The organism is Streptomyces sp. NPDC045026, assembly GCF_056432625.1.
This window is the reverse complement of record NZ_JBWKIS010000003.1, coordinates 60,685-82,461: the sequence shown is the minus strand read 5'-3', so window position 1 is coordinate 82,461 and position 21,777 is coordinate 60,685. Positions and strand designations below refer to the sequence as shown.

Below are 21,777 nucleotides of genomic sequence, written 5' to 3'. Positions count from 1 at the left end.
ACTGAAGGGGGTGCCTCTCGGCGGGTGGCGACGACACGGCGATATCCGCCCGGAACCCCACTCGTGCGGCCCAACGTGGCGCCGATCGGGGTGGGCGCCGTCTCTTCGGCGGGTGCGGGTGGCCGTCGGTCGGTCGCGCAGTTCCCCGCGCCCCCCAGGGGGCGCGGGGCTGTCGCACTCGCGCGGCTCCGCCCGGGAGGCGCAAAAGCGGGGCGCACGCCGACGCGCGCTTCAGGAATCCGCGCAGATCCCTTCACAAGGCGTGATGTGACGCGCGACACTCGCAGGCGCATGAGCATCTCCGCCGCACCAGCGGAAGCGAGGGCAAGTCATGTCCCTGAACGACGACTTGGCGGCAGCCGAGCGCTGCCTCGACGAGCTGTGCCGGACCGTGGGGCGCCTGGAGCGGCAGCTCGACGGCGGCCTCGACGTACGGCGCGTACGCACCGACGCCGACCATCTGCGCGAGAGCGTCGCCCTGCTGCGGGCGGCCGCGGCCGGCGCCCCGCCACCGCGCCGGCCCGAGCTCGTGCCCGTCCCCGACACCCCGTACGACAGCTCGCTCTGGACCGACTCGGACGACGAAGGACTCGGCGTCCGGGACCGGCACGCCCCCTGACCCTCTGAGCGGAGGCTTCGTTGGCCACCGGCACGGAACCCCATCCCCAAGCGGGCGCGCACGGCGTCCGGGACAGGACGCGCGCCGCGATCGCGTCCGGACACCTGCGCACCGACCGCTGGTGGCTGGCGCCCGCCAGTACCGCCGCGGGACTGCTCGCCTTCATCGTCTACTCGACCTGGCGGGCCTTCGCGAACGCGGACTACTACCACGCGCCGTACGTCTCGCCGTTCTACTCCCCGTGCATCGCACAGAACTGCAAGCCGATGCACGCGGGCCCCAACTGGGAGATATTCGGCGGCTGGTGGGGACTGTCCCCCGCGCTGCTCATCCTGATCTTCCCGCTCGGCTTCCGGCTGACCTGCTACTACTACCGGAAGGCCTACTACCGCGGGTTCTGGGCGTCTCCGCCCGCCTGCGCGGTCGCCGAGCCGCACAAGAAGTACACGGGCGAGACCCGCTTCCCGCTGATCCTGCAGAACATCCACCGGTACTTCTTCTACGCGGCGATCCTCGTGGCGGGAATCCTCACCTACGACACCGTGCTCTCGTTCCGCAACGAGAAGTACGAGTGGGGCCACATGGGTCTCGGCACGCTCGTCTTCCTGCTGAACATCACGCTGATCTGGGCGTACACCCTGTCCTGCCACTCGTGCCGGCACATCGTCGGCGGCAAGCTCAAGCACTTCTCCAAGCACCCGGTGCGCTACCGGATGTGGCAGTGGGTCGGAAAGCTGAACAACCGTCACATGCTGCTCGCCTGGGCGTCGTTGATCAGCGTCGCGCTCGCCGACTTCTACGTGTTCCTGCTGGCGTCCGGCGCCTTCGACGATCCGCGCTTCTTCTAGATGGGGTGGCACTTCTGATGTCTCAAGTGGAGCGGCAGCAGTGGGACGTTGTCGTGGTCGGGGCGGGCGGTGCGGGCCTGCGCGCGGCGATCGAGGCGCGCGAGCGCGGCGCGCGTACGGCCGTGATCTGCAAGTCCCTCTTCGGCAAGGCGCACACCGTGATGGCCGAGGGCGGCATCGCCGCGGCCATGGGGAACGTGAACTCCGGCGACAGCTGGCAGGTCCACTTCCGTGACACGCTGCGCGGCGGCAAGTTCCTCAACCAGTGGCGGATGGCCGAGCTGCACGCGCGCGAAGCACCCGACCGGGTCTGGGAGTTGGAGACCTGGGGAGCCCTGTTCGACCGGACGGCGGACGGCCGGATCTCGCAGCGCAACTTCGGCGGGCACGAGTACCCGCGCCTCGCGCACGTCGGTGACCGCACGGGTCTGGAGCTGATCCGCACGCTCCAGCAGAAGATCGTGGCGCTCCAGCAGGAGGACTTCAAGGAGTTCGGTGACTACGAGGCGCGTCTCAAGGTCTTCCAGGAGTGCACGGTCACCCGGGTGCTCAAGGATGTGTCCGACAGCGGCTCCGCCGCGGGCGACAGGGTTTCCGGCGCGTTCTGCTACGAGCGCGAGAGCGGCCGTTTCTTCGTCCTTCAGGCGCCGAGCGTGGTGCTCGCGACGGGCGGCATCGGCAAGTCGTTCAAGGTGACGTCGAACTCGTGGGAGTACACGGGCGACGGCCACGCGCTCGCGCTGCTCGCCGGGGCGCCGCTGCTGAACATGGAGTTCGTCCAGTTCCATCCGACGGGCATGGTCTGGCCGCCGTCGGTGAAGGGCATCCTCGTCACGGAGTCGGTGCGCGGCGACGGCGGGGTCCTGCGCAACTCCGAGGGCAAGCGGTTCATGTTCGACTACGTCCCCGACGTCTTCAAGGAGAAGTACGCCGAGTCGGAGGACGAGGGCGACCGCTGGTACGACGACCCGGACCACAACCGGCGCCCGCCCGAGCTGCTGCCCCGCGACGAGGTGGCGCGCGCCATCAACTCCGAGGTGAAGGCGGGCCGCGGCTCCCCGCACGGCGGCGTCTTCCTCGACGTCTCCACGCGCATGCCGGCCGAGCGCATCCGGCGCCGGCTGCCGTCGATGTACCACCAGTTCAAGGAGCTGGCCGACGTCGACATCACGGCCGAGCCGATGGAGGTCGGCCCGACCTGCCACTACGTGATGGGCGGCATCGCCGTCGACTCGGACACGGCGGCGGCGCGCGGCGTGCCGGGCCTGTTCGCGGCCGGTGAGGTGGCGGGCGGCATGCACGGCTCGAACCGCCTCGGCGGCAACTCGCTGTCCGACCTCCTCGTCTTCGGCCGCCGCGCCGGACTGCACGCGGCCGAGTACGCGGCCGGGCTCGACGAGCGCCCTGCCGTCGACGCGGACCAGGTCGACACGGCGGCGGCGGAGGCGCTGCGCCCGTTCTCCGCGGAGGGTCCGCCGGACGGGGGCGTCGCCGAGAACCCGTACACGCTCCACCAGGAGCTTCAGCAGGCGATGAACGACCTGGTCGGCATCATCCGGCGCGAGGAGGAGATGGCCGAGGCGCTCGACCGGCTCGCCGGACTGCGGCTGCGGGCACGGCGGGCCGGGGTGGAGGGGCACCGCCAGTTCAACCCCGGCTGGCACCTCTCGCTCGACCTGCGCAACATGCTGCTCGTCAGCGAGTGCATCGCGCGCGCCGCCCTGGAGCGCACGGAGTCGCGCGGCGGCCACACTCGTGAGGACCACCCGACGATGGACCGCGGCTGGCGGCGCACCAACCTGCTGTGCCGGCTCGTCGACCCGACCGGCGGCCTCGCCGCCACGGACCCGGTCCGGGGCCAGATCGACCTCGTGCACGAGACCACCGAGCCCATCCGCCCGGACCTGCTCGCCCTCTTCGAGAAGGAAGAGCTGGTCAAGTACCTCGCCGAAGAGGAGCTCTACGAGTGAGTTCGTACGACGCGCGTTTCAGGGTCTGGCGCGGGGACGCCGAGGGCGGTGACCTCAAGGACTTCTCCGTGGAGGTGAACGACGGCGAGGTCGTCCTCGACATCATCCACAGGATCCAGGCGACCCAGGCCTCCGACCTCGCGGTCCGGTGGAACTGCAAGGCGGGCAAGTGCGGTTCGTGCTCGGCGGAGATCAACGGCCGGCCCCGCCTGATGTGCATGACCCGCATGTCGGTCTTCGACCGCGAAGACGTCATCACGGTGACGCCCCTGCGCGCCTTCCCGGTGGTCCGCGACCTCGTCACGGACGTCGGCTTCAACTACGCGAAGGCCCGCGAGATCCCGGCGTTCGTCCCGCCTGCCGGGGTCGGGCCGGGCGAGTACCGCATGCAGCAGGAGGATGTGGACCGCTCGCAGGAGTTCCGCAAGTGCATCGAGTGCTTCCTGTGCCAGGACACGTGCCACGCGGTGCGCGACCACGAGGAGAACAAGGCGGCGTTCGCCGGCCCGCGCTTCCTGATGCGGGTCGCCGAGCTGGACATGCACCCCCTCGACGCGGCGTCGGACTCCGGCCTCGACCGCAAGCGCTCGGCCCAGGAGGACCACGGCCTCGGCTACTGCAACATCACGAAGTGCTGCACGGAGGTCTGCCCGGAGGGCATCCACATCACGGACAACGCACTGATCCCCTTGAAGGAAAGGGCAGTTGACCGCAAGTACGACCCCGTGGTGTGGCTGGGGGACCGGATCCGGCGCCGTAAGGGATGACCGGGGCGACCCCTCGACCGCTGTGCCAGACTGCGGCGCATGCGGAATTCTGCGGGGGTTCTCGGGACGATTGTGCTCGCCGGGGTGATGGCGGCGGGGACGACGGGCTGCTCGTCGGGTGACGGCTCGGCGGGCTCGGACCTGACGCGGGCGCTGAGCACACTGCCCGCGTCGGCCGGCGACGAGAGCATCACGTACATCGACGTACCGACAGCCCGGAAGCTTTACACGAAGGACCGCAAGCAGTACATGGTCCTCAGCGGCTTCGGGATCCAGGAGCGCACCCAACTCGGGTACACCGGCGGCTCGTTGAAGGCCAGGTGGGGCTTCGACGACAAGGACGTGGACACGTCGCTGATGGTGGGCAACGGCTCTTCCCGCCTGTCCGGGAAGTTCGACACGGAGGCCGTCCGTCGTGCGATGTCCAAGCACGGATACACGGCCACCAAAACCGACGGAGGCGTCAGCCTGCGTAAGTCGGGCAGTACCGCCGTCGACGTCTCCGACACCGTCCGTGTCACGCATCAGTCCACGTCCCCGAAGCTCCCCCTCGCCGCTCCGGGCAGGACGCCGGCCGACGACAAGGCGTACACGGCAGTCAGTGCGTGCATGGGAGACGTGTACGAGGCGACGTTCTACGGGAAGCGGCAGCAGGGCGGCCGGGTCGTGCTGTCCGGGATAGGGGGCCGCCTCGCCGGCGACGGAACCTCGTCCGAGAAGCTCTGCGCGCTGACTTCGTCGAGGAAAGCGGCCGAGAGAACCGCGCAGGCACTGCGCGAGGAGACCGGGCCCGGGAAGGCGTACGCCGGCACGAAGGTGACGGTCGGCGAGGGGGACACGCCTCTGGTGACGATGAGCTGGAAGAACAGCCGGGAGTCGAGCCATCGCCCGATGGCCAACAACCAGACGCTCACGCTGCTGCAAGCGATGATCAAGTAACACGTGTCGCACCGCTGAGCCCGGCTGCCGCCGCGTGGACTCTTCCGCGTCCGCGCCGGAGAACGGTCGGTCCGGCGTTGCGCGAGGCCGGGTGAGCCCCTAGCGCGTGCCCCCGTCGAGGCGGCGCATCAGCGCGTCCACGTCCCCCGCCACCAGCGGCCGCAGCCGCGCCGGCGTGAGGCGGCCACCGGTCGTCTCGACGGTCACGCCGAGTGCGAACTCCGCGTCACCGTCCAGGACATGGACCTCCGCCGTGCGCCCGTGGACGACCGTGTACGCCCGCTCCCCGAGCCCGGCCACCGTACGTACGTCCGCCCGCCCCGGTATCCGCTCGGCCGCCGTCGCCCTCGCCGCGTCGAATTCCTCCGCCGGGCTCGTCGCCTTGTGCAACACCACGGACGCCGTCAGCGTCGCGGCCCGCGCCGACCCTTCCTTGCGCTCCAGCTGCCCGGAACAGTCCGCCGTGTCCACGGCCGGATGCGTACTCTCCGTCGACTCCCAGCGGGAGCCGCGGTCGAGGACCGTCGCGAGGTTCGGCATGGTGAGGAGCGAGCAAAGGCGGTCGCTCACCCGGTAACCCCTGAGGTCGGGGCCCTGCGCGCCGAAGGCGTAGAGGCCGGCCCCCCAGACGGCGGACGCGGCCACCGCGCCGACGAGCAGTGGGCCGAGGGAGCGTCTCCCCCGGCGGCTGGTGCCGGGTGCCGGCTCCGCGGGAACCGTCCCGCCGCCGGACACCACGAGCTCCGGTTCACTGATCGCGCCGCCCGCGGCCAAGGATCCGTACGTCATCCCGGAAACCTATGTTGAGCAGCGGTTTCACAGGAGAGGCCGCCGATAACGATGCGGATTCGGATGGCTGAGACCCTAGTGGCCGACGGTGAAGTGCCTGTCTTCACTCGGGCTCTCGAGTTCGTCGAGGACGGCCATGGCAAGGTCTTCGGCCGAGATCCGGGACCCGCCGTCGGCGTCGGTGATGAGGGTGGTGGTGCCGCGTCGGTACTTTCCGGTGCGGTGTCCGGGTTCGAGGACGGCGGGCGGGCTGAGATAGATCCAGTCGGCGGGATGCGCCCGGCAGACGTCCAGCTGCGCGGTGCTGGCGGCGGCGACCGTGCGCCATTCCCGCGGCACGTACTCGGGGCTGTCGAGGACCAGCAGGTGAGGGCTTCCCGGGTTTTGCAGGGGTCCGGCTCCGCCGACGACGAGGATCCGCGTCCGGGCCGCCCCGGCCGCGTCGAGCAGGGCCTTCGTGGTCGGGGCGGCGGTGTGTTCGTGCCCGGGGACAGGGCGGGTGGCGGCCACGATCGCGTCGACGCCGTCGAGCAGTCGCCTCATGCCGTCCGGGTCGTTCGCGTCACCCTGGACGGCGATCACACCGGGCGGCAGGTCGGCCGGCCGTCTGCTGCGGAACACCGCTACGAGCTCATGGCCCCGGTTCACGGCTTCGGTGACAACGCGTGAGCCGACCATTCCTGCGGCTCCGATGACGGCGATCCTCATCGCGGGGTCCTTTCCGGTGCGGGTGTTGAAGTGGCGTCGGGTGAACGGGTGGGCGCGGGGAGCTGCCCCGCGACGATCGAGGCGAGGGCGAGGCCGAACCCCGCGAGCTGGACCGGGCCGAGGGTCTGGCCCAGCACGACGGCGCCCAGAACGGCGGCGACCAGCGGGGACAGCAGGCCGAGAACGGCGACCGAGGTGACCGGCAGGGCGGCGATGCCCTGGAACCACAGCACGAAGGTGATCAGACCACCGACCAGGCCCAGCCAGAGGTAGCCGAGAGCGGCGTGCAGGTCGATCGCGGGAGGCGCTCCCTCGACGAGGAAGGTCAGGGGCGTCAGGAACAGGCCCCCGGCGGTGAGTTGCCAGCCGGTGAAGGCGAGGGGACCGACGCCGTCGGGGCGTCCCCAGCGTTTGGTGAGCGTCACGCCGAGGGCCATCGTGGCCGCCCCGGCGAGGCCTGCGGCGATCCCGGCGGTGTCGAGTGCCGCGTTCGGCCCGATCACCACCAGGGCGACCCCGGCGACGCCCGCCCCGCCCCACAGGAGGCGCCGGGCGGAGAGGCGCTCGTGGAGCACGGTCACGGCCAGGACGGCGACGATGAGCGGCTGGGCAGCCGACAAGGTGGCGGCGACGCCTCCCGGCAGGCGCTCGGCGGCCATGAACAGCAGTGGAAGGAACAGGCCGATGTTCAGCACGCCGAGCACCGCGGCCTTCCCCCACCAGGCTCCGCGCGGCAGCTTCCGGGTGACCGCCAGCGCGATCAGGCCGGCGGGCAACGCGCGCAGGAATCCCGCGAACAGGGGGTGTCCCGGGGGAAGGAACTGGGTGGTGACGATGTAGGTCGTGCCCCATACCGAGGGCGCGAGCGCGGTCAAGGCGGTGCGGGCCATGGTCCCGTGGCGGGTGCCGCCGGCTCCGCCGGGAGCCCGTTGCACGGTTCGGCTTGTCATGTCCCGAAGTCTCGCCGGGACTCGATCAATGAGTCCAACACATGCTTGTCACCCCATTGATCTCGATTCACGATGGATCAATGGAGCTTCAGCAGATGCGTTACGTGGTCGCCGTCGCCGAGACGAGCAACTTCACCCGGGCCGCCGAGCGGTGTCTGGTCGTCCAGTCCGCCCTCAGTCACCAGATCGCCCGCCTGGAACGGGAACTCGGGGCGAGGCTCTTCGAGCGCACCAGCCGCCGGGTGCGGCTCACGCCGGCCGGCGAAGCGTTCCTTCCGGCCGCCCGCCAGTGCCTGGACGCCGCCGACCGCGCGGCTGCCGAGGTCGCCGCGGCGGTCGGAGAGGTGCGCGGGCGGCTCGCCGTGGGCCTGATCCCCACGGTCACCGCGGTCGACATCCCGGGTGCGCTGCGGGATTTCCGCCGGCAGCACGCGCAGGTACGCATCAGCCTGAATGTGGGCGCGAGCAACGACCTCGTCGAGCAGGTCAAGCAGGGAGAACTGGACGTGGCTTTCCTCGGGCTGCCGACCACAGCGCGAGTCCAGGGAGTCGCCGCCCACGAACTCGCCCGTGACCGGCTGGTCGCCGTGGTCTCGCCGAACCACCCACTCGCCTGCGAACCGGCCGTCGACCTCCGCAGGCTCTCCTCCGAGGTCTTCGTGGACTTTCCGGCCGGGACAGCCGGCCGCGCGCAGTCCGACCTGGCGTTCTCGGCCGCCGGTCTCGTCCGTGACGTCGCCTTCGAGGTCACCACCGCCGACTACATCGCTCAACTCGTCGGGCCGGGCCTCGCCGTGGCCATGCTTCCCTCCGCCTACGCGCCTCAGGTCGGCGGAGTCGTCACCGTCGACGTGTCCGACGCGCCGGACCGCGTCGAGTACGCAGTCTGGAGCCGCTTCGGCCGCACACCGGCGGCGACCGCGTTCCTCGGCATTCTCGACATCGCAGTGGAGGACCGAGACGACTCGTGAAGCGTGGCGGATCGTGAAGTGCGGCGGAGCGACTGAGAACGCGCCACCCGAGCGAGACACGGCCCGCCTCCCGTCCGGTACCGCGGCCGTCGTGCGGTGAGGCCGTCCCGGTAGCGGCACCCCAGATCCGGTCATACGCTCCCAACTGTGACGCCGCCTCCGAGTCGCCCCCGTCCGGTACGGATAGCCGCGCGGTCGGCCGTGGCCGCCGTGCTCGCGCTCTGCTGGACACTGCTGCCCGCCACGACCGCCCGCGCCGACGACCCCGTCACCCTGTCGAGAACAGGCCAGATCACCGACAAGGTGGACGCCCTCCGCGACCGGAAGCCCGCTGTGGCCTCGGCCCTCGACTCGCTCGACAGTGCGCGCAACATCCAGCTCTTCGTGGTCTACGTACGCGACTTCTCCGGCCGCTCCGCCCAGGACTGGGCGAACGACACGGCCGCCAAGAACGGCCTCGGCCTGGGCGACGTGCTCCTCGCCGTCGCCACGCACGACCGGCAGTACGCCTACTCCGTCGACGAGAACTCCCAGCTCACCGACGCGCAGCTGCGGGATGTCGCGCAGACCGCGATCGAACCGGCGCTGCGCAGGAACGACTGGGCGGGCGCCGCGATCGGCGCGGCGGACGGCATCTCCGCCACGCTCGCGGGCAGCCCCGTATCCGCCCCGGCGATCACCCCGGGCCCGGCCGACCCCGGCGGCTCGGACACGAGTCCCAGCGCGGCCGATCTCGCCCTGCCCCTCATCGTGGTCGGCGGCGCGGGCGCCCTCGCGGCGTTCACGTACACCCGCCGCAAGAGGCGTACGAGTACCCGCACCACACCCGGCGGCGGCTGGGGCGGGGGCGGGGGACCGCAGGTCACGCCGCTGCCCGAGCTGGACAAGCGGGCCAGGCAGATGCTGGTGGAGAGCGACGACTCGATCCGCACCAGTACGGAGGAACTCGGCTTCGCCACCGCGCAGTTCGGCGACGAGGCCGTCAAGCCGTTCACCGAGGCGGTGGCGTACGCCCAGTCGGAGCTGACGGCGGCCTTCCGGCTCCGCCAGCAGCTCGACGACGCCCACCCCGAGGACGACGCGACGAAGCGGCGGATGCTGGACGAGATCATCAGCCGCTGCACCGAGGCGGGGCGCAGGCTCGACGCCGAGGCAGCCGGCTTCGACCGGCTGCGGGCCCTGGAGCGCACCGCCCCCGAGGCGCTCGCGCACGCCGAACTCACCTCCCGCGACCTGGCAGCCCGCACCACGACGGCCCAGGAGACGCTGACGGCGCTCGGCTCCCGCTACGCGCCGTCCGCGCTGCTTCCCGTGGCGGGCCACATCGAGCAGGCCAAGGATCGCCTGGAGTTCGCGACGACGAACCTCGGGCAGGCACGGAGTTGCGTCGACGCGGGCGACAACGGCAGGGGCGCGGTGTTCCTGCGGGCCGCCGAGTCGGCCGTCGACCAGGCGGGCACCTTCGTGGACGCGATCGACCGGCTCGGCCATGAGCTGGCCGAGGCCGCCGAGAAGGTGCCGGCCGCGCTCACCGAGTCCGACACCGATCTCGCGGACGCGCACGGACTCCTCGAAGGCATGACCGAGGGCGCGTCCACGGCCGATCTGCGCGGGCGCATGGCGCGCGTGGAGACCGTCACCGCGGGCGTGCGCAAGGAGATGGCCGCCGGCCCCTACGACCCGATCGACGCGCTGCGCCGCGTGGAGCAGGCCGACTCCGCGCTCGACGCGTCCCTGGACGAGGCCCGCGAACGCGAGTCCGGCACCGCCCGCGCGCGCTCCCTGCTCGACCAGGCGGAGCTCACGGCCCGCAGCAGCGTCGGCGCGGCGTCGGACTACATCACCACGCACCGCGGGGCGGTCGGCAGCGAGGCCCGTACGCGCCTGACCGAGGCGCAGCGGCACCTGGAGTACGTACGGACGGCGGCGGAGGCGGATCCCGCGGCCGCCCTGGCCGGTGCGCAGCGGGCCGACGCGCTGGCCCGGCAGGCGCAGCAACTCGCCGAGCAGGATGTGCGGTCCTTCGGGAATCCGTACGACGGCGGGGGCGGAGGCGGGCGCGGTGGCGGTGGCATGGGAGGCGCGGTGCTCGGCGGGATCATCCTCGGCGAGCTCCTGGGCGGCGGGCGGTCCGGCGGCGGTTTCGGGGGCGGGTTCGGCGGGGGCGGCGGGTTCGGCGGCGGAGGTCCGGGGAGTTTCGGCGGGGGCGGGACCCGTGGCCGGAGGGGCGGCGGCGGACGGTTCTGACCCGGCGTCTTTCACCCAGTTCCCCCACGTACCTCCCTGTGCGTTCCCCCAGTTACCTCCCTGTGCGTCCCCCACGTACCTCCCTGTGCAAGGAGCACCTCATGACCAAGCAGACCATTCTCGGCCGTGTCACCCAGCTCGCGAAGGCGAATATCAATGCCCTCCTGGACGGCGCCGAGGACCCGCAGAAGATGCTCGACCAGCTGATCCGCGACTACTCGAACAACATCGCCGAGGCCGAGCAGGCCGTCGCGACGACCATCGGCAATCTGCGGATGATGGAGCAGGATCACAAGGAGGACGCCGAGGCGGCGGCCGAGTGGGGCGGCAAGGCGCTCGCCGCGAGCAAGAAGGCCGACGAGCTGCGGGCGGCGGGCAGCGCCGCGGAGGCCGACAAGTTCGACAACCTCGCCAAGGTGGCGCTCGGGCGGCAGCTGAACTCCGAGAAGGAGGCGAAGGACGCCGAGCCGACGATCGCCGCGCAGAACGAGGTCGTCGGAAAGCTGAAGTCCGGCCTCGACCAGATGAAGACGAAACTGGTCGAACTCCAGTCGAAGCGCGACCAGTTGGTGGCGCGCTCGAAGACGGCTCAGGCCCAGAATCAGATGATGGACGCCGCCAAGAACATCAATGTCCTCGACCCGACGAGCGAGCTGAGCCGCTTCGAGGAGAAGGTGCGCCGCGAGGAGGCCAGGGCGCTGGGCAAGCAGGAGCTCGCCGACTCGTCGCTCGACGCGCAGTTCGAACAGCTGGAGGGCCTGGGCGACACGGACGAGATCGAGGCGCGCCTGGCGGCGCTCAAGACATCGGCGTGAATCCGCACGGCGCGCGCCCGGTCAGTACAGGCTGAGCAGCGCCTCCGTCGGGTCCACGGCCGTCGAGTCGCCGTCCGGCAGCGGGAGTTCGAACCAGACGGTCTTGCCGCGCGGCGTCCTGCGCGAGCCCCAGGACGCGCTGAGCAGGCCGACGAGCTGAAGTCCGCGGCCGCCCTCGTCCGTGTCGCGGGCGCGGCGGCGGCGCGGCTGGACGAGGCCCGCGTCCCACACCTCGCACACGAGGGTGCGGTCGAGCAGGAGGCGCAGCCTGATGTCGCCCTCGCCGTACCGCAGAGCATTGGTGACCAGCTCGCTGACCAGGAGTTCCGTCGTGTCGACGAGCGGCTCCAGGTCCCATTCGGTGAGCTTGGCGCGGGTGAACTCGCGGGCGCGGCCCACCGAGCGCGGCTCGCGCGGCAGCGTCCAGTCGCCCACGGCATCGGCCGGCAGGCCCTGCACGCGAGCCATGAGCAGCGCGATGTCGTCCTCGCCGTGGTGCGTGTCGAGCGTGGCCAGCACGTGGTCGCAGACGTCTTCGAGCGCGGGCGAGGGATCGTCCAGGGCGCTGCGGAACGCGGAGAGGCCCTCGTCGAGGGGATGGTCGCGGGACTCCACGAGCCCGTCGGTGTAGAGGGCGAGGAGTGAGCCCTCGGGCAGCTCGACCTCGACCTCCTCGAAGGGCTCCCCGCCAACGCCGAGCGGCATGCCCGGGGGTACGTCGAGCATGAGCGCCCCTTCGCCGGGCTCGACCAGGACGGGCGGCAGATGGCCCGCGTTGGCGAAGGTGCAGCGCCGGGTCACGGCGTCGTAGACCGCGTACACGCAGGTGGCGAGGTAGACCTCGGACAGGTCGGCGTCGCCGGTTCTGCGGGCGGCGCGAGTGGCCTGCTGGACGCCGCCGCGGGGGCCGAGGGGGGACGTCGGACCGCCGGGTGCGCCGAGGCCGCGGGCGATCTCGTCGAGCGCGGAGAGCACCTCGGCGGGTTCGAGGTCGAGGAGGGCCAGGGTCCGTACGGCGGTTCGCAGTTCGCCCATGGCGACGGCGGCGCGCAGGCCGCGGCCCATGACGTCGCCGACGACGAGCGCGGTTCTGTGCCCCGGCAGCTCGATGACGTCGAACCAGTCACCGCCGACCTCGGTGGCCGCGTTGCCCGGCAAGTAGCGGCAGGCGATGTCGAGGCCGGACGCCTCGGGGTCGTCCGGCGGGAGCAGCGACCGTTGGAGTATCAGGGCGCGCTCGTGCTCACGCCGGTAGAGGCGGGCGTTGTCGATGCAGACGGCGGCGCGGGCGGCGAGTTCGACGGCGAGGGCGCGGTCGCGGTCGTTGAAGGGCTCGCTGCCCTTCGTACGGGCGAAGCGCGCGAGGCCGACGACGGTGTCGTGGGCGACCATCGGCACGGCCAGCGTGGATTGGACGAGGCCGCCGGACTCGGCGGGGACGAACTGCGGGCGGGCGGTGCGCAGGGCGTCCGCGCAGGGCGAGTTGAAGGCGTAGCGGTGGACGGCCCCGACCTCGACGACCCCGTCACCGCCGGACGCTTCGAGGTACGGCACGTCGGCGACGGCGCTCGCGGCGGCGACCCTGCGCAGCTCGGCGCTGCCGTCGGCGAGGCTGCGGCTGTTGAGCGCCGACTCGTCGCCCGAGAGGAGGCCCTGGTAGAGGTCTACGGACGCGAGGTCGCAGAAGCCGGGGACGACGACGTCGAGGAGCTCGCGGGCGGTGGTCTCCAGGTCGAGCGAGTTGCCTATGCGGGCGCCCGCCTCGTTGAGGAGGGCGAGGTTGCGGCGGGCGTGGGCCGCCTCGCGGGCGGCGGCGTGCCGCCGGGTGACGTCGGTGGCGATCCCGGCGACGCCGATGGGCCGGCCGCTGCCGCTGTGCACGCGGTAGAGGTTGATCGACCAGTGGCGGCGCTCGGCGGAGTCGGGCGCGGGCCCGACGAGCTGCATGTCGGTGACGGACTCGCCGGTCTCCAGGACGCGGCGCAGCGCGGCCTGGACGCGGTCGGCCTCGCCGCGGGGCAGATAGTCGTGGACGGTGCGGCCGCGGTGGTCGTCGGCCCGGCCGCCGAAGACGGCGGCGAAGGGCCGGTTGGTCCGCTGCACCTTCAGGTCGGTGCCGAACAGCAGGAAGCCGAAAGGAGATTGGCCGAAAATAGCCTGCGCCGCGGCGAGGTCCGTCTCGATCTGGCGCAGGGCGCGGACGTCGACGACGATACAGACGGCGGCGTGCTCGCCGGACTCTGTCTCGGTCGGCATCACATAGACCTCGGCGATGCCTTCCGTATACGCATCGGGTAGATGCCGGCCGGGGCCGTGCTGATCAGGGACCTGCGGATCGCGCTCGCCGGACTCGGTGCCGCTCGCGCCCGCCGCCCGGCCCCTCGGCATCCGGAAGGGGACGACGCCGGTCCACTCGCGGCCGTCGAGGATCTCCGCCATCTTGCGGTGGCCGCGCTCGCGCAGTTCCGTGGAGACGAACGCCTCGATGGGGTCCTTGCCCACGGCTTCCTGCGCAGAGACCCCGAAGAGCTGCGCCGCGCGCCGGCTCCACTGGTCGATCAGGCCGTCGGGGCCGATGGAGAAGGAGGCGACCTTGATGTAGTCGTACATGGAGCCGGGCGGACTGCTCTGCCACGTCTCGTCCCGGGGCAGGCCTGCCGCATCGCGCGCGGCCGTCCCGCCCGAGGTGTCCTCGGACGACGTGGCCTTCGCTGGTATCTCGCTCACGCGAACCGTCCCCTCCAGCTCACCGCGTCCGGCACCGGTCACCGGGGCGGCTGCCCGCAGTATCCAGCACTACGGAGCCGCGCAACACGGTGTTCACGATCACACCACGGTCCCGACGCTTTTTGGCCCGTCCCCGCATAACAGGACGACACCCAGATCCGCGACCGTCCCGTGACCTTCCTGGCCGGCCCTTCGCCGATCAGCATGCTCCCTGTCTCCTAACCAGGGAGGGTTCCTCTTAACCGGCGCGACGCCACCGGTTCCGGCCGCCTGTTCCGGCCACCGGCTCCGGCCGCCGGTCAGTGCAGACCCGGCAGCGACAGTTCGAACCACACCGTCTTGCCCGCGTCACCGGGCCGCGTCCCCCACCGCCGCGCGGACCCCGCGACCAGCTGGAGCCCCCGCCCGCTCTCCTCGTCCGGTCCCGCGACGCGCTCCAGGGGCGGATCCGGAAGGGGGTCGGAGACCTCCACCCGCAGGGTGTCCGCCGGGTCCGTCGACCGCATGAGGCGCAGACCGATGGGGCCGGAAGCATGCCGGAGCGCGTTGGTCACCAGCTCGCTGACGAGCAGTTCGGTGACGTCGCCGACGGAATCGAGCCCCCAGACGCCGAGCTGGCCACGGACCGCGGCACGAGCGGATCGGACTGCGCCCGGCTCCTCGGGGAAGAACCACTCGGCGCACTCCCCGTCGGTGTCGATCACTCCGATCACTTCCCAGGCAGCAGTAGAACCCCGTCCGCCCCTTCGGAACGTGTCCTATTTCACAGGGTTAATCGGCATATACCCGGGTGTGAGTGGCAGCTACCGTCTCACGGCAACACTCCGCGAACGGCGGCACCAACGGAGCACTCAGGACGGTACGACGCGCGACACAACCCGCGGCACGACGCGCGACAGAACCGGCAGCACGACGGGTGTCACGACGGCCGGCACCACGGACCGGACGACGCCCGGCCTGCGGATCACGACTGCTGCGCCGCGAGCACCGCCTTCACCGCCGGTACGTCCTGGTCGAGCCAGTCGACGGACCAGATCTCGTCGGGCCCGAGCCAGCGCAGCTCGTCGTGGTCCTCCAGGGGGCGCGGGCGGCCGGACAGCAGGCGCGCGGTCCATACCCGCAGCACATATCCGGGCTTCAGGGGCCACTCCCCCGGGACGCGCGCCACAAGTTCGGCGCCGATCCCGAGCTCCTCGCGCAGCTCCCGTACGAGAGCCTGCCGCGGGTCCTCGCCGGGTTCGACCTTGCCGCCGGGAAGCTCCCAGCGTCCCGCGAGTTCGGGGGGCGCACTGCGTCGCGCGGCCAGCAGAGAGCCGCTCTCGTGGAGGGCCGCCGCGACGACGACGGTCTGTTCAGTCATGCGCCGGAGCCTACGGCGCAAGGGCGGACGTCAGCGCGCGGCGCCGTTCTGTGCCTGGCCGAGGCGCTCGACCCAGTAGAGCTGCTTGTGGCCGCGGTCGTCGAGACTGTCGGCGATCTGCTGGGCTTCCGCCCTGGTCGCATACCTGCCTACGCGATAGCGGTTGCCGTTGTCGTCCTGGCGTATGACGAGCCACGGAAGCGTGGTCGTGCCCTCGTTCATCGCGCCCCTCCACTCCCCGACCCCGGCTCGCACAGCGCCCCGCTTTCTGAGGAAACCCCACTCCGCATATGCCCGAGCGTACGCCTGACCTTCACGCAGCGGATACGGATTGGCACAAAGAGATACGCAACCAGCCAATCCACAGGGGGCGCACTCCGAAGAGTGCGCCCCCTGGAAATCCCCCGCCCGAATTCCCCGCCCCGTGGTCCCAAACTCCCGGCGTCAGCCCGTCCGCACCGTCGGCATCGGCATCAGTACCGGTCCTGCCTGCGGCTGCTTACGGCACGCGTCGCCGCACTCCGCGTCGAGCGAGCAGCACAGCGAGCAGATGGGACCCGACCGGACGGGACAGTCCGCGATGTCGGGGAGTTCGTACGCCGTGTCGCAGACGGTGCACGAGTGGGTCGCCGTGATGTCGGCGATCTCGACGTCGGGGCCGTTCACGGGGTTGGGCCTGGCCAGGTAGTACTTGCCCTTGGTGGCCCAGGCGATCAACGGGCAGAGGGTCAGGGCGAGTCCGGCCGCGATGAACGTCGAGAACGCCTCCGCGTACTCACCGAACACCCCGAAGAACGCGACGATCGAGACGGTCGACGCGATCACCATGGCGCCGAAGCCGGCCGGGTTCACGGCGTACAGGTAGGCCCGCTTGAACTCGATGTACTTGGGGCTCCAGCCGGCGCGCTTGTTGATGACGAGGTCGGCGGCGACGGCCGCGATCCAGGCGATGCCCACGTTCGAGTAGAAGCCGAGCAGCTTGTTGAGGGCCGCGAACATGTTCATCTCCATCAGCGTCAACGCGATGGCGAGGTTGAGGAAGATGTACCAGACGCGGCCCGGGTGACGGTGGGTGATGCGGGAGAAGAAGTTCGACCACGACAGCGAGCCGCTGTAGGCGTTGGTCACGTTGATCTTGATCTGGGAGACGACCACGAAGAGCGCGGCGGCGGGCAGGGCGACCGAGCCGAGCCACGGCTTGAGCGCCTCGACCTGCGGCGCGATGGGCTCGAGCGCGTGGGTCTTCCCTACGGCTTCGAGGGCGACGAAGGCGAGGAGCGCGCCGCCGAGTTGCTTCGCGGCGCCGATGATCACCCAGCCGGGTCCGGCCGCGAGAACGGCCAGATTCCATCGCTTCCGGTTCTGCTCGGTCTTCGCCGGCATGAAGCGCAGGTAGTCGGCCTGCTCGCCGATCTGCGCGATGAGGGAGAGCGCGACACCGGTGCCGAGGCCGAAGCCGAGCCAGGAGAACCCGCTGCCCGCGCCCTCCGTGCCGCCGAAGTGGGTGAAGTCGCCGAAGGAGCCCGGCGCGTGGAAGGCCAGGATCACGAAGGGCAGGACGAGCCCGATGAGCCAGACCGGCTGCGTCCACGCCTGCACCTTGGCGAGCGCGCCCATGCCGCGGAAGACGATCGGGATGACGATGAGCGTGGTCAGCAAGTAGCCGACGGGCAGCGGCAGTCCGACGACCTCGTGCATGGCCTGCGCCATGATCGAGCCTTCGAGCGCGAAGAAGATGAACGTGAACGAGGCGTAGATGAGGGACGTGAGCGTCGAGCCGAAGTAGCCGAAGCCCGCGCCCCGGGTGATGAGGTCCATGTCCAGGCCGTACTTGGCGCAGGCGCGGGCGATGGGGATGCCGGTCAGGAAGATGATCGTCGCCGCGCACAGGATCGAGGCGAGCCCGCTCGTGAAGCCGTACGTGAAGACGATGGAGGCGCCGATCGCGAAGTCGGCGAGGTAGGCGATCCCGCCGAGCGCGGTGGACGCGACCATGGTCGGTGACCAGCGCCGGTAGGCGTGGGGCGCGTAGCGCAGCGAGAAGTCCTCGCGGCTCTCGTCCGCGGCGAGCTTGGCGTAGCTGCGCCGCGGCGGGGCTGCCTCTGTGTCACGGGTGACCGTGTCCGTCATGAGGGTTCCTGTCGTCCGGCCGAATTGCGGGTACGGACGGAAGTTAGGAGCCGTGCATGACAATGCGGGGCGGCCGGTGATTGCCCCGGCGTTACGGGAGGCGCTCGCGCGTTAAGTCGCCGTCACGCCCTCCGGACAGGGCGTTCGCGTATCGGTCACTTCACGGGCAGGTGGTATGCGATCCGGTACCGGTCGGCGGGGACGACGACGTCCGCCGTCTCGACCGGTCTGCCCGACGCGTAGTACGTGCGCTGGATGACGAGGACGACATGGCCGGGCACGCCGCCGAGCGCCATGAGCTCCTCGGCGAGGCCGGGGCGGGCGCCGACCTCCTCCGTCACGTTGTCCACGATCACGTCGATCGCCGCCATGCGCTCGGCGACGCCGCAGCCGCCGAGGGGGCCCTCCTCGGGGAGCATCACGGGGGTGCGCCCCGTGACCACGAGGGGCTCCCAGGAGGTGGAGAGCATCATCGCCTCCCCCGCGTCCCGGTAGACGTACTTCGTGCACATCACGCGGTCTCCGGCGCGCACGCCCAGGCGCTCGGCGATGGCGCCGCTCGCCTCGACCTGCTCGCTGCGGGAGTCCCAGGTGCCGCGCGCCGTCTCGTCGGCCTGCTCCTGCTTGAAGGGCGTGGAGCCGCTGGTCGGCCGGTAACCGGAGCGGGCGACGCGGCGCGGGACCGGGGTCTCGCGCACATATGTGCCCGATCCCGAGCGTCCCTCGACGAGGCCCTCGGCCATCAGCACCTTGCGGGCTTCGAGGGCGACGGTGTCCGAGACCCCGTACTCCTCGCGGATCCTGGCCTGTGACGGAAGGCGGGTGTGCGGTGGCAGCGATCCATTGACGATCTTCTTGCGAAGATCACCCGCGACGCGCAGATACGCCGGCTGCTCACCGAATGTCACTGGCTGCACTCCCTAAGACCCATGGCGACCCGTCAGATTGACAGACAGCAACAGCGTCGCAACCCTGGGTTGTACGCCGCAAGTGAAGGCCAAAGAATCACTCGAAGTGATGACAAGCCAGGGCCCATGCCTTTACGCAGGGACTTTCTCCAGGTAGAGGTCCCCAGACGGAGGAACGCTTACGCCTGGCCGTCGAGGCAGGGGGCGGCCGGTGACACCCCGCCATCCGTGGGACCTCCGGCGCGGGTTGCCCGACTCCCGTCCGCAACCGCCCGCATCGTCGGAGCGTGACCCGATCCCGCCGCTACCCCGCCCGCCTCACCGTCCTCCTCGCGCTCGCGGTGCTCGGGGCCGCACCGGGCGCGGCCCTGGCGACGCCCGGCCCGGCGCCCGCCGCCCCCGCGCGCGCCCCCGGGCCCGCCGGCTCCCCCTCCGCAACGTGCACCGGCGACCCCGCCTGGGCCCCGGCCACCACCCGCGTCGACCCCGCGAACGCCTATCACGCGTACACCGGCAACGGATATCTCGGCGTGCGCGTCCCCCCGTCCGGCGCGGGCTACGCCGAGACCGGCGACAAGACCGGCTGGCCGCTCTACACGCCGCGCTACGACGGGGCGTTCACCACCGGGCTCTACGCGCGCGGCCCCGAGAACACCGCGCACCGCGAGGCCGTCGCCGCGCTGCCGAACTGGACCGGTCTCGAACTGACGGTGGGCGACGAGACCTACGGCCCCAAGAGCCGGATCTCGCACTACCGGCAGACCCTCAGCCTGCGCTGCGGATTCGTCCGCACGTCGCTGACCTGGACGCACAAGGACGGCCGGCGCACCGACCTGACGTACGACGTGCTGACCGACCGCTCGCACGCACACGCCGGGGCCGTGCGGCTGCGCTTCACGCCGCACTGGAGCGGTGCGGCGGCCGTCACCGACCGGATCGACGGCCGCGGCGCCCGACGGATCGCGCCCACCGGCGGCGGCGCCGCGGGCAAGCGCACGATGGCGGTGGGTTTCCGCACGGACGGCACCCGCGCGGACGGCGCCGTCGCCTCCACGCTGCACGCCCCCGGCCGCATCCGAACGGCGGGCCACACCAGCACGCTGACGGACCACCAGGAAGCCACCTTCTCCGTCGGCACGGGCCGCACGTACACCGTCACCAAGTACGTCGGGGTGGACACGGCTCTCACCACCCGCACCCCGCACGACTCGGCCGTCGGCGCCTCCCAGCGGGCCGCCGCCACCGGATGGGACGAGCTGCTGCGCGAACACACCGCGGCCTGGCGCAAGTTGTGGACGTCGGACATCGAGGTGCCGGACCGCCCCGAGCTGCAGCAACAGGTACGGGCAGCGCAGTACGGGCTCCTCACGGCGGTGCGCGCCGGCGGCCGCGACAGCGTCGCACCCTCGGGGCTCACCAGCGACGCCTACGCCGGCATGATCTTCTGGGACGCCGAGACGTGGATGTTCCCCGCGCTGCTCGCCGACCGGCCCGAACTGGCGCGCCCCGTCCTCGAATACCGCTACCGCACGCGCGAGGCGGCCGCCGACAACGCCCGCAAGACGTCGGTCAAGGGCCTCATGTACCCGTGGACCAGCGCGAGCCGCGGCGCCCTGTGGACGGAGTGCCAGAGCTGGTACCCGCCGCACTGCGTCACCCAGAACCACCTCCAGGGCGACATCGCGCTCGCCGCCTGGCAGTTCTACCTGGCCACGGGCGACCGCGCCTGGCTGCGCTCGCGCGGCTGGCCGCTCCTCAAGGGCCTTGCCGAATACTGGACTTCACGCGTCACGGAGAACACCGACGGCTCGTACTCCATCAAGGACGTCGCGGGCCCCGACGAGTACAGCAACGGCGTCGACGACGGCGTCTACACGAACGCCGTCGCGGCCACGGCGCTGCGCTCCGCCGCCCGCGCCGCCCGGCTCGTGGGCGCCACGCCCCCGGCCGCGTGGACGGCGATCGCCGACGGGCTCCGCATCCCGTACGACCCCAAGCGCCGGATCTTCCTCCAGTACGAGGGCTACAACGGCTCGACGATCAAGCAGGCCGACGCGGTCCTGCTGCTGTACCCGCTGGACTGGAAGCCGATGCCGAAGGGCGCGGCGGCGGCGACCCTCGACTACTACGTCGCGCACACCGACCCGGACGGGCCCGCGATGACGGACTCCGTGCACGCGGTGGCCGCCGCGTCGGCCGGGGAGCCGGGCTGCGCCACGTACACGTTCCTGCGGCGCGCCTCGAAGCCGTTCTTCCGCGAGCCGTTCGGGCTCTTCTCGGAGGCGCGCGGCACGAAGGCGGGGTCCAGCGACCCGCTGTCGGGCACGCCCGCTCAGGACTTCCTGACCGGGAAGGGCGGCTTCCTCCAGGTGTTCACGCACGGCCTGACCGGCCTGCGCCTCCAGGAGGACGCCCTGCGCCTGGACCCGTCGCTGCCGCCGCAGCTCGGCAGGGGCGTCACGCTGCGCGGGCTGGCCTGGCGCGGACGGACGTACGACATCGCGATCGGGCCGGAGCACACGACGGTCAGGCTGACGGCGGGCAAGCCGTTCCCCGTCGTCACGCCCACCGGGCGTGCCACGGTCGACGGCGACGGGCTCGTCCTGCGCACCCGGCGCCCCGACCTCGAACCCACCTCCGACCTGGCTCGCTGCCGCACGGCGACGGCGACGTCCGAGGAGCCCGGCCTGTACGCGGAGGCGGCGGTGGACGGCAATCCGGTCACGGCCTGGCGCCCGGCGACCGCGCATGCCTCCCTCACGGTCGACCTCGGCCGGAGCCGGACCGTGTCCGGGGTGGAGGTGACGGGCACGCGCGCATACGTGGTGACGACGTCCGCCGACGGGTCGGCGTGGCGGGCCTTCGCACCGGGGCGGGCGGCCCGGTACGTGCGCATCACCGAGGACGGTGAAAAGCCGGAGCCCGTACGGGAGTTGAGGGTGAGGTAGGCGAGGTAGGGCCGTGCCGCCGACCGGTAAGGCCCTGGGCCGCCGGGCGTTGTGCGCGCGGCCCCACACCGCCCGACTGCG

Annotated in this window: 18 protein-coding genes; 9 read left to right on the top strand and 9 right to left on the bottom strand. The window is 71.5% G+C overall.

All coding sequences use genetic code 11. The features are described 5' to 3' along the window. Positions 1 to 331 precede the first annotated feature (331 nt). Genes AC07EJ_RS07775 through AC07EJ_RS07755 form a run of 5 tightly spaced genes read left to right on the top strand, consistent with a single transcriptional unit; the run spans position 332 to position 5,143 of the window. Entirely contained in the window at positions 332 to 619 is a 288-nt protein-coding gene (locus tag AC07EJ_RS07775; protein WP_389478482.1) for a hypothetical protein, read from the top strand. A gap of 20 nt (positions 620 to 639) precedes the next feature. Continuing rightward, complete coding sequence (locus AC07EJ_RS07770) at positions 640 to 1,467, top strand: hypothetical protein (RefSeq protein WP_393584649.1); 828 nt, start codon at positions 640 to 642, stop codon at positions 1,465 to 1,467. 17 nt (positions 1,468 to 1,484) lie between these two features. Further along, on the top strand, positions 1,485 to 3,437 hold the full coding sequence (locus tag AC07EJ_RS07765; protein WP_393584650.1) for a fumarate reductase/succinate dehydrogenase flavoprotein subunit: 1,953 nt from the start codon (positions 1,485 to 1,487) through the stop codon (positions 3,435 to 3,437). Then, positions 3,434 to 4,204 (top strand): succinate dehydrogenase/fumarate reductase iron-sulfur subunit, encoded by a 771-nt coding sequence (locus tag AC07EJ_RS07760; RefSeq protein WP_389478477.1) that lies wholly within the window; start codon positions 3,434 to 3,436, stop codon positions 4,202 to 4,204. The genes AC07EJ_RS07765 and AC07EJ_RS07760 overlap by 4 nt, the downstream gene beginning before the upstream one ends. Before the next feature lie 39 nt (positions 4,205 to 4,243). After that, complete coding sequence (locus AC07EJ_RS07755) at positions 4,244 to 5,143, top strand: hypothetical protein (RefSeq protein ID WP_389478476.1); 900 nt, start codon at positions 4,244 to 4,246, stop codon at positions 5,141 to 5,143. Between the two features lie 99 nt (positions 5,144 to 5,242). Here AC07EJ_RS07755 and AC07EJ_RS07750 read toward each other — a convergent pair whose 3' ends face one another. From AC07EJ_RS07750 to AC07EJ_RS07740, 3 genes are all read right to left on the bottom strand, one after another. Then, the gene (locus AC07EJ_RS07750; RefSeq protein ID WP_389478475.1) at positions 5,243 to 5,932 is read right to left on the bottom strand and encodes a hypothetical protein; all 690 of its coding nucleotides are present in this window, start codon (positions 5,930 to 5,932) and stop codon (positions 5,243 to 5,245) included. Positions 5,933 to 6,007: 75 nt separating this feature from the next. Continuing rightward, on the bottom strand, positions 6,008 to 6,640 hold the full coding sequence (locus AC07EJ_RS07745) for an NAD(P)-dependent oxidoreductase (RefSeq protein ID WP_389478474.1): 633 nt from the start codon (positions 6,638 to 6,640) through the stop codon (positions 6,008 to 6,010). Then, entirely contained in the window at positions 6,637 to 7,590 is a 954-nt protein-coding gene (locus AC07EJ_RS07740) for an EamA family transporter (RefSeq protein WP_389478473.1), read from the bottom strand. Before AC07EJ_RS07740 ends, AC07EJ_RS07745 begins: the two co-directional genes overlap by 4 nt. Positions 7,591 to 7,670: 80 nt before the next feature. On the opposite strand from AC07EJ_RS07740, the gene AC07EJ_RS07735 reads away from it, so the two are divergent. The 3 genes from AC07EJ_RS07735 (at position 7,671) to AC07EJ_RS07725 (ending at position 11,623) form a co-directional block, all read left to right on the top strand. After that, positions 7,671 to 8,561, top strand: a complete 891-nt coding sequence (locus AC07EJ_RS07735) for a LysR substrate-binding domain-containing protein (RefSeq protein ID WP_389478471.1) — start codon at positions 7,671 to 7,673, stop codon at positions 8,559 to 8,561. Positions 8,562 to 8,708: 147 nt separating this feature from the next. Then, the gene (locus AC07EJ_RS07730) at positions 8,709 to 10,808 is read left to right on the top strand and encodes a TPM domain-containing protein (RefSeq protein ID WP_389478470.1); all 2,100 of its coding nucleotides are present in this window, start codon (positions 8,709 to 8,711) and stop codon (positions 10,806 to 10,808) included. A 101-nt stretch (positions 10,809 to 10,909) separates the two neighbouring features. Next, the gene (locus AC07EJ_RS07725; protein WP_389478469.1) at positions 10,910 to 11,623 is read left to right on the top strand and encodes a PspA/IM30 family protein; all 714 of its coding nucleotides are present in this window, start codon (positions 10,910 to 10,912) and stop codon (positions 11,621 to 11,623) included. 21 nt (positions 11,624 to 11,644) lie between these two features. Here the strand turns inward: AC07EJ_RS07725 and AC07EJ_RS07720 are convergent, their stop codons facing one another. From AC07EJ_RS07720 to AC07EJ_RS07695, 6 genes are all read right to left on the bottom strand, one after another. After that, positions 11,645 to 14,350, bottom strand: a complete 2,706-nt coding sequence (locus AC07EJ_RS07720) for a SpoIIE family protein phosphatase (RefSeq protein ID WP_478883948.1) — start codon at positions 14,348 to 14,350, stop codon at positions 11,645 to 11,647. A 299-nt stretch (positions 14,351 to 14,649) separates the two neighbouring features. Beyond that, entirely contained in the window at positions 14,650 to 15,063 is a 414-nt protein-coding gene (locus AC07EJ_RS07715) for an ATP-binding protein (protein ID WP_393584658.1), read from the bottom strand. Positions 15,064 to 15,314: 251 nt separating this feature from the next. Next, positions 15,315 to 15,710 (bottom strand): (deoxy)nucleoside triphosphate pyrophosphohydrolase, encoded by a 396-nt coding sequence (locus AC07EJ_RS07710; protein ID WP_478883947.1) that lies wholly within the window; start codon positions 15,708 to 15,710, stop codon positions 15,315 to 15,317. Positions 15,711 to 15,740: 30 nt separating this feature from the next. Then, entirely contained in the window at positions 15,741 to 15,932 is a 192-nt protein-coding gene (locus AC07EJ_RS07705; RefSeq protein ID WP_389478465.1) for an SPOR domain-containing protein, read from the bottom strand. A 222-nt stretch (positions 15,933 to 16,154) separates the two neighbouring features. Then, positions 16,155 to 17,840 (bottom strand): purine-cytosine permease family protein, encoded by a 1,686-nt coding sequence (locus AC07EJ_RS07700; RefSeq protein WP_393584661.1) that lies wholly within the window; start codon positions 17,838 to 17,840, stop codon positions 16,155 to 16,157. A gap of 155 nt (positions 17,841 to 17,995) precedes the next feature. Further along, positions 17,996 to 18,748 carry a GntR family transcriptional regulator gene (locus AC07EJ_RS07695; protein WP_389478462.1) on the bottom strand — a complete coding sequence of 251 codons (753 nt, stop codon included), beginning with the start codon at positions 18,746 to 18,748 and terminating at the stop codon, positions 17,996 to 17,998. Positions 18,749 to 19,035: 287 nt separating this feature from the next. Between AC07EJ_RS07695 and AC07EJ_RS07690 the strand changes: the two genes are divergently transcribed. Beyond that, a complete protein-coding gene (locus AC07EJ_RS07690; protein WP_478883946.1) occupies positions 19,036 to 21,696 on the top strand; it encodes a discoidin domain-containing protein in 2,661 nt (886 codons plus the stop codon). Positions 21,697 to 21,777: the final 81 nt, after the last annotated feature.

Coding starts and splice junctions, on each gene's coding strand:
- AC07EJ_RS07700 (WP_393584661.1), bottom strand. CDS start 17,840: ATGACGGACACGGTCACCCGTGACACAGAGGCAGCCCCGCCGCGGCGC.
- AC07EJ_RS07745 (WP_389478474.1), bottom strand. CDS start 6,640: ATGAGGATCGCCGTCATCGGAGCCGCAGGAATGGTCGGCTCACGCGTT.
- AC07EJ_RS07725 (WP_389478469.1), top strand. CDS start 10,910: ATGACCAAGCAGACCATTCTCGGCCGTGTCACCCAGCTCGCGAAGGCG.
- AC07EJ_RS07765 (WP_393584650.1), top strand. CDS start 1,485: ATGTCTCAAGTGGAGCGGCAGCAGTGGGACGTTGTCGTGGTCGGGGCG.
- AC07EJ_RS07705 (WP_389478465.1), bottom strand. CDS start 15,932: ATGAACGAGGGCACGACCACGCTTCCGTGGCTCGTCATACGCCAGGAC.
- AC07EJ_RS07775 (WP_389478482.1), top strand. CDS start 332: ATGTCCCTGAACGACGACTTGGCGGCAGCCGAGCGCTGCCTCGACGAG.
- AC07EJ_RS07710 (WP_478883947.1), bottom strand. CDS start 15,710: ATGACTGAACAGACCGTCGTCGTCGCGGCGGCCCTCCACGAGAGCGGC.
- AC07EJ_RS07735 (WP_389478471.1), top strand. CDS start 7,671: ATGGAGCTTCAGCAGATGCGTTACGTGGTCGCCGTCGCCGAGACGAGC.
- AC07EJ_RS07740 (WP_389478473.1), bottom strand. CDS start 7,590: ATGACAAGCCGAACCGTGCAACGGGCTCCCGGCGGAGCCGGCGGCACC.
- AC07EJ_RS07755 (WP_389478476.1), top strand. CDS start 4,244: ATGCGGAATTCTGCGGGGGTTCTCGGGACGATTGTGCTCGCCGGGGTG.
- AC07EJ_RS07750 (WP_389478475.1), bottom strand. CDS start 5,932: ATGACGTACGGATCCTTGGCCGCGGGCGGCGCGATCAGTGAACCGGAG.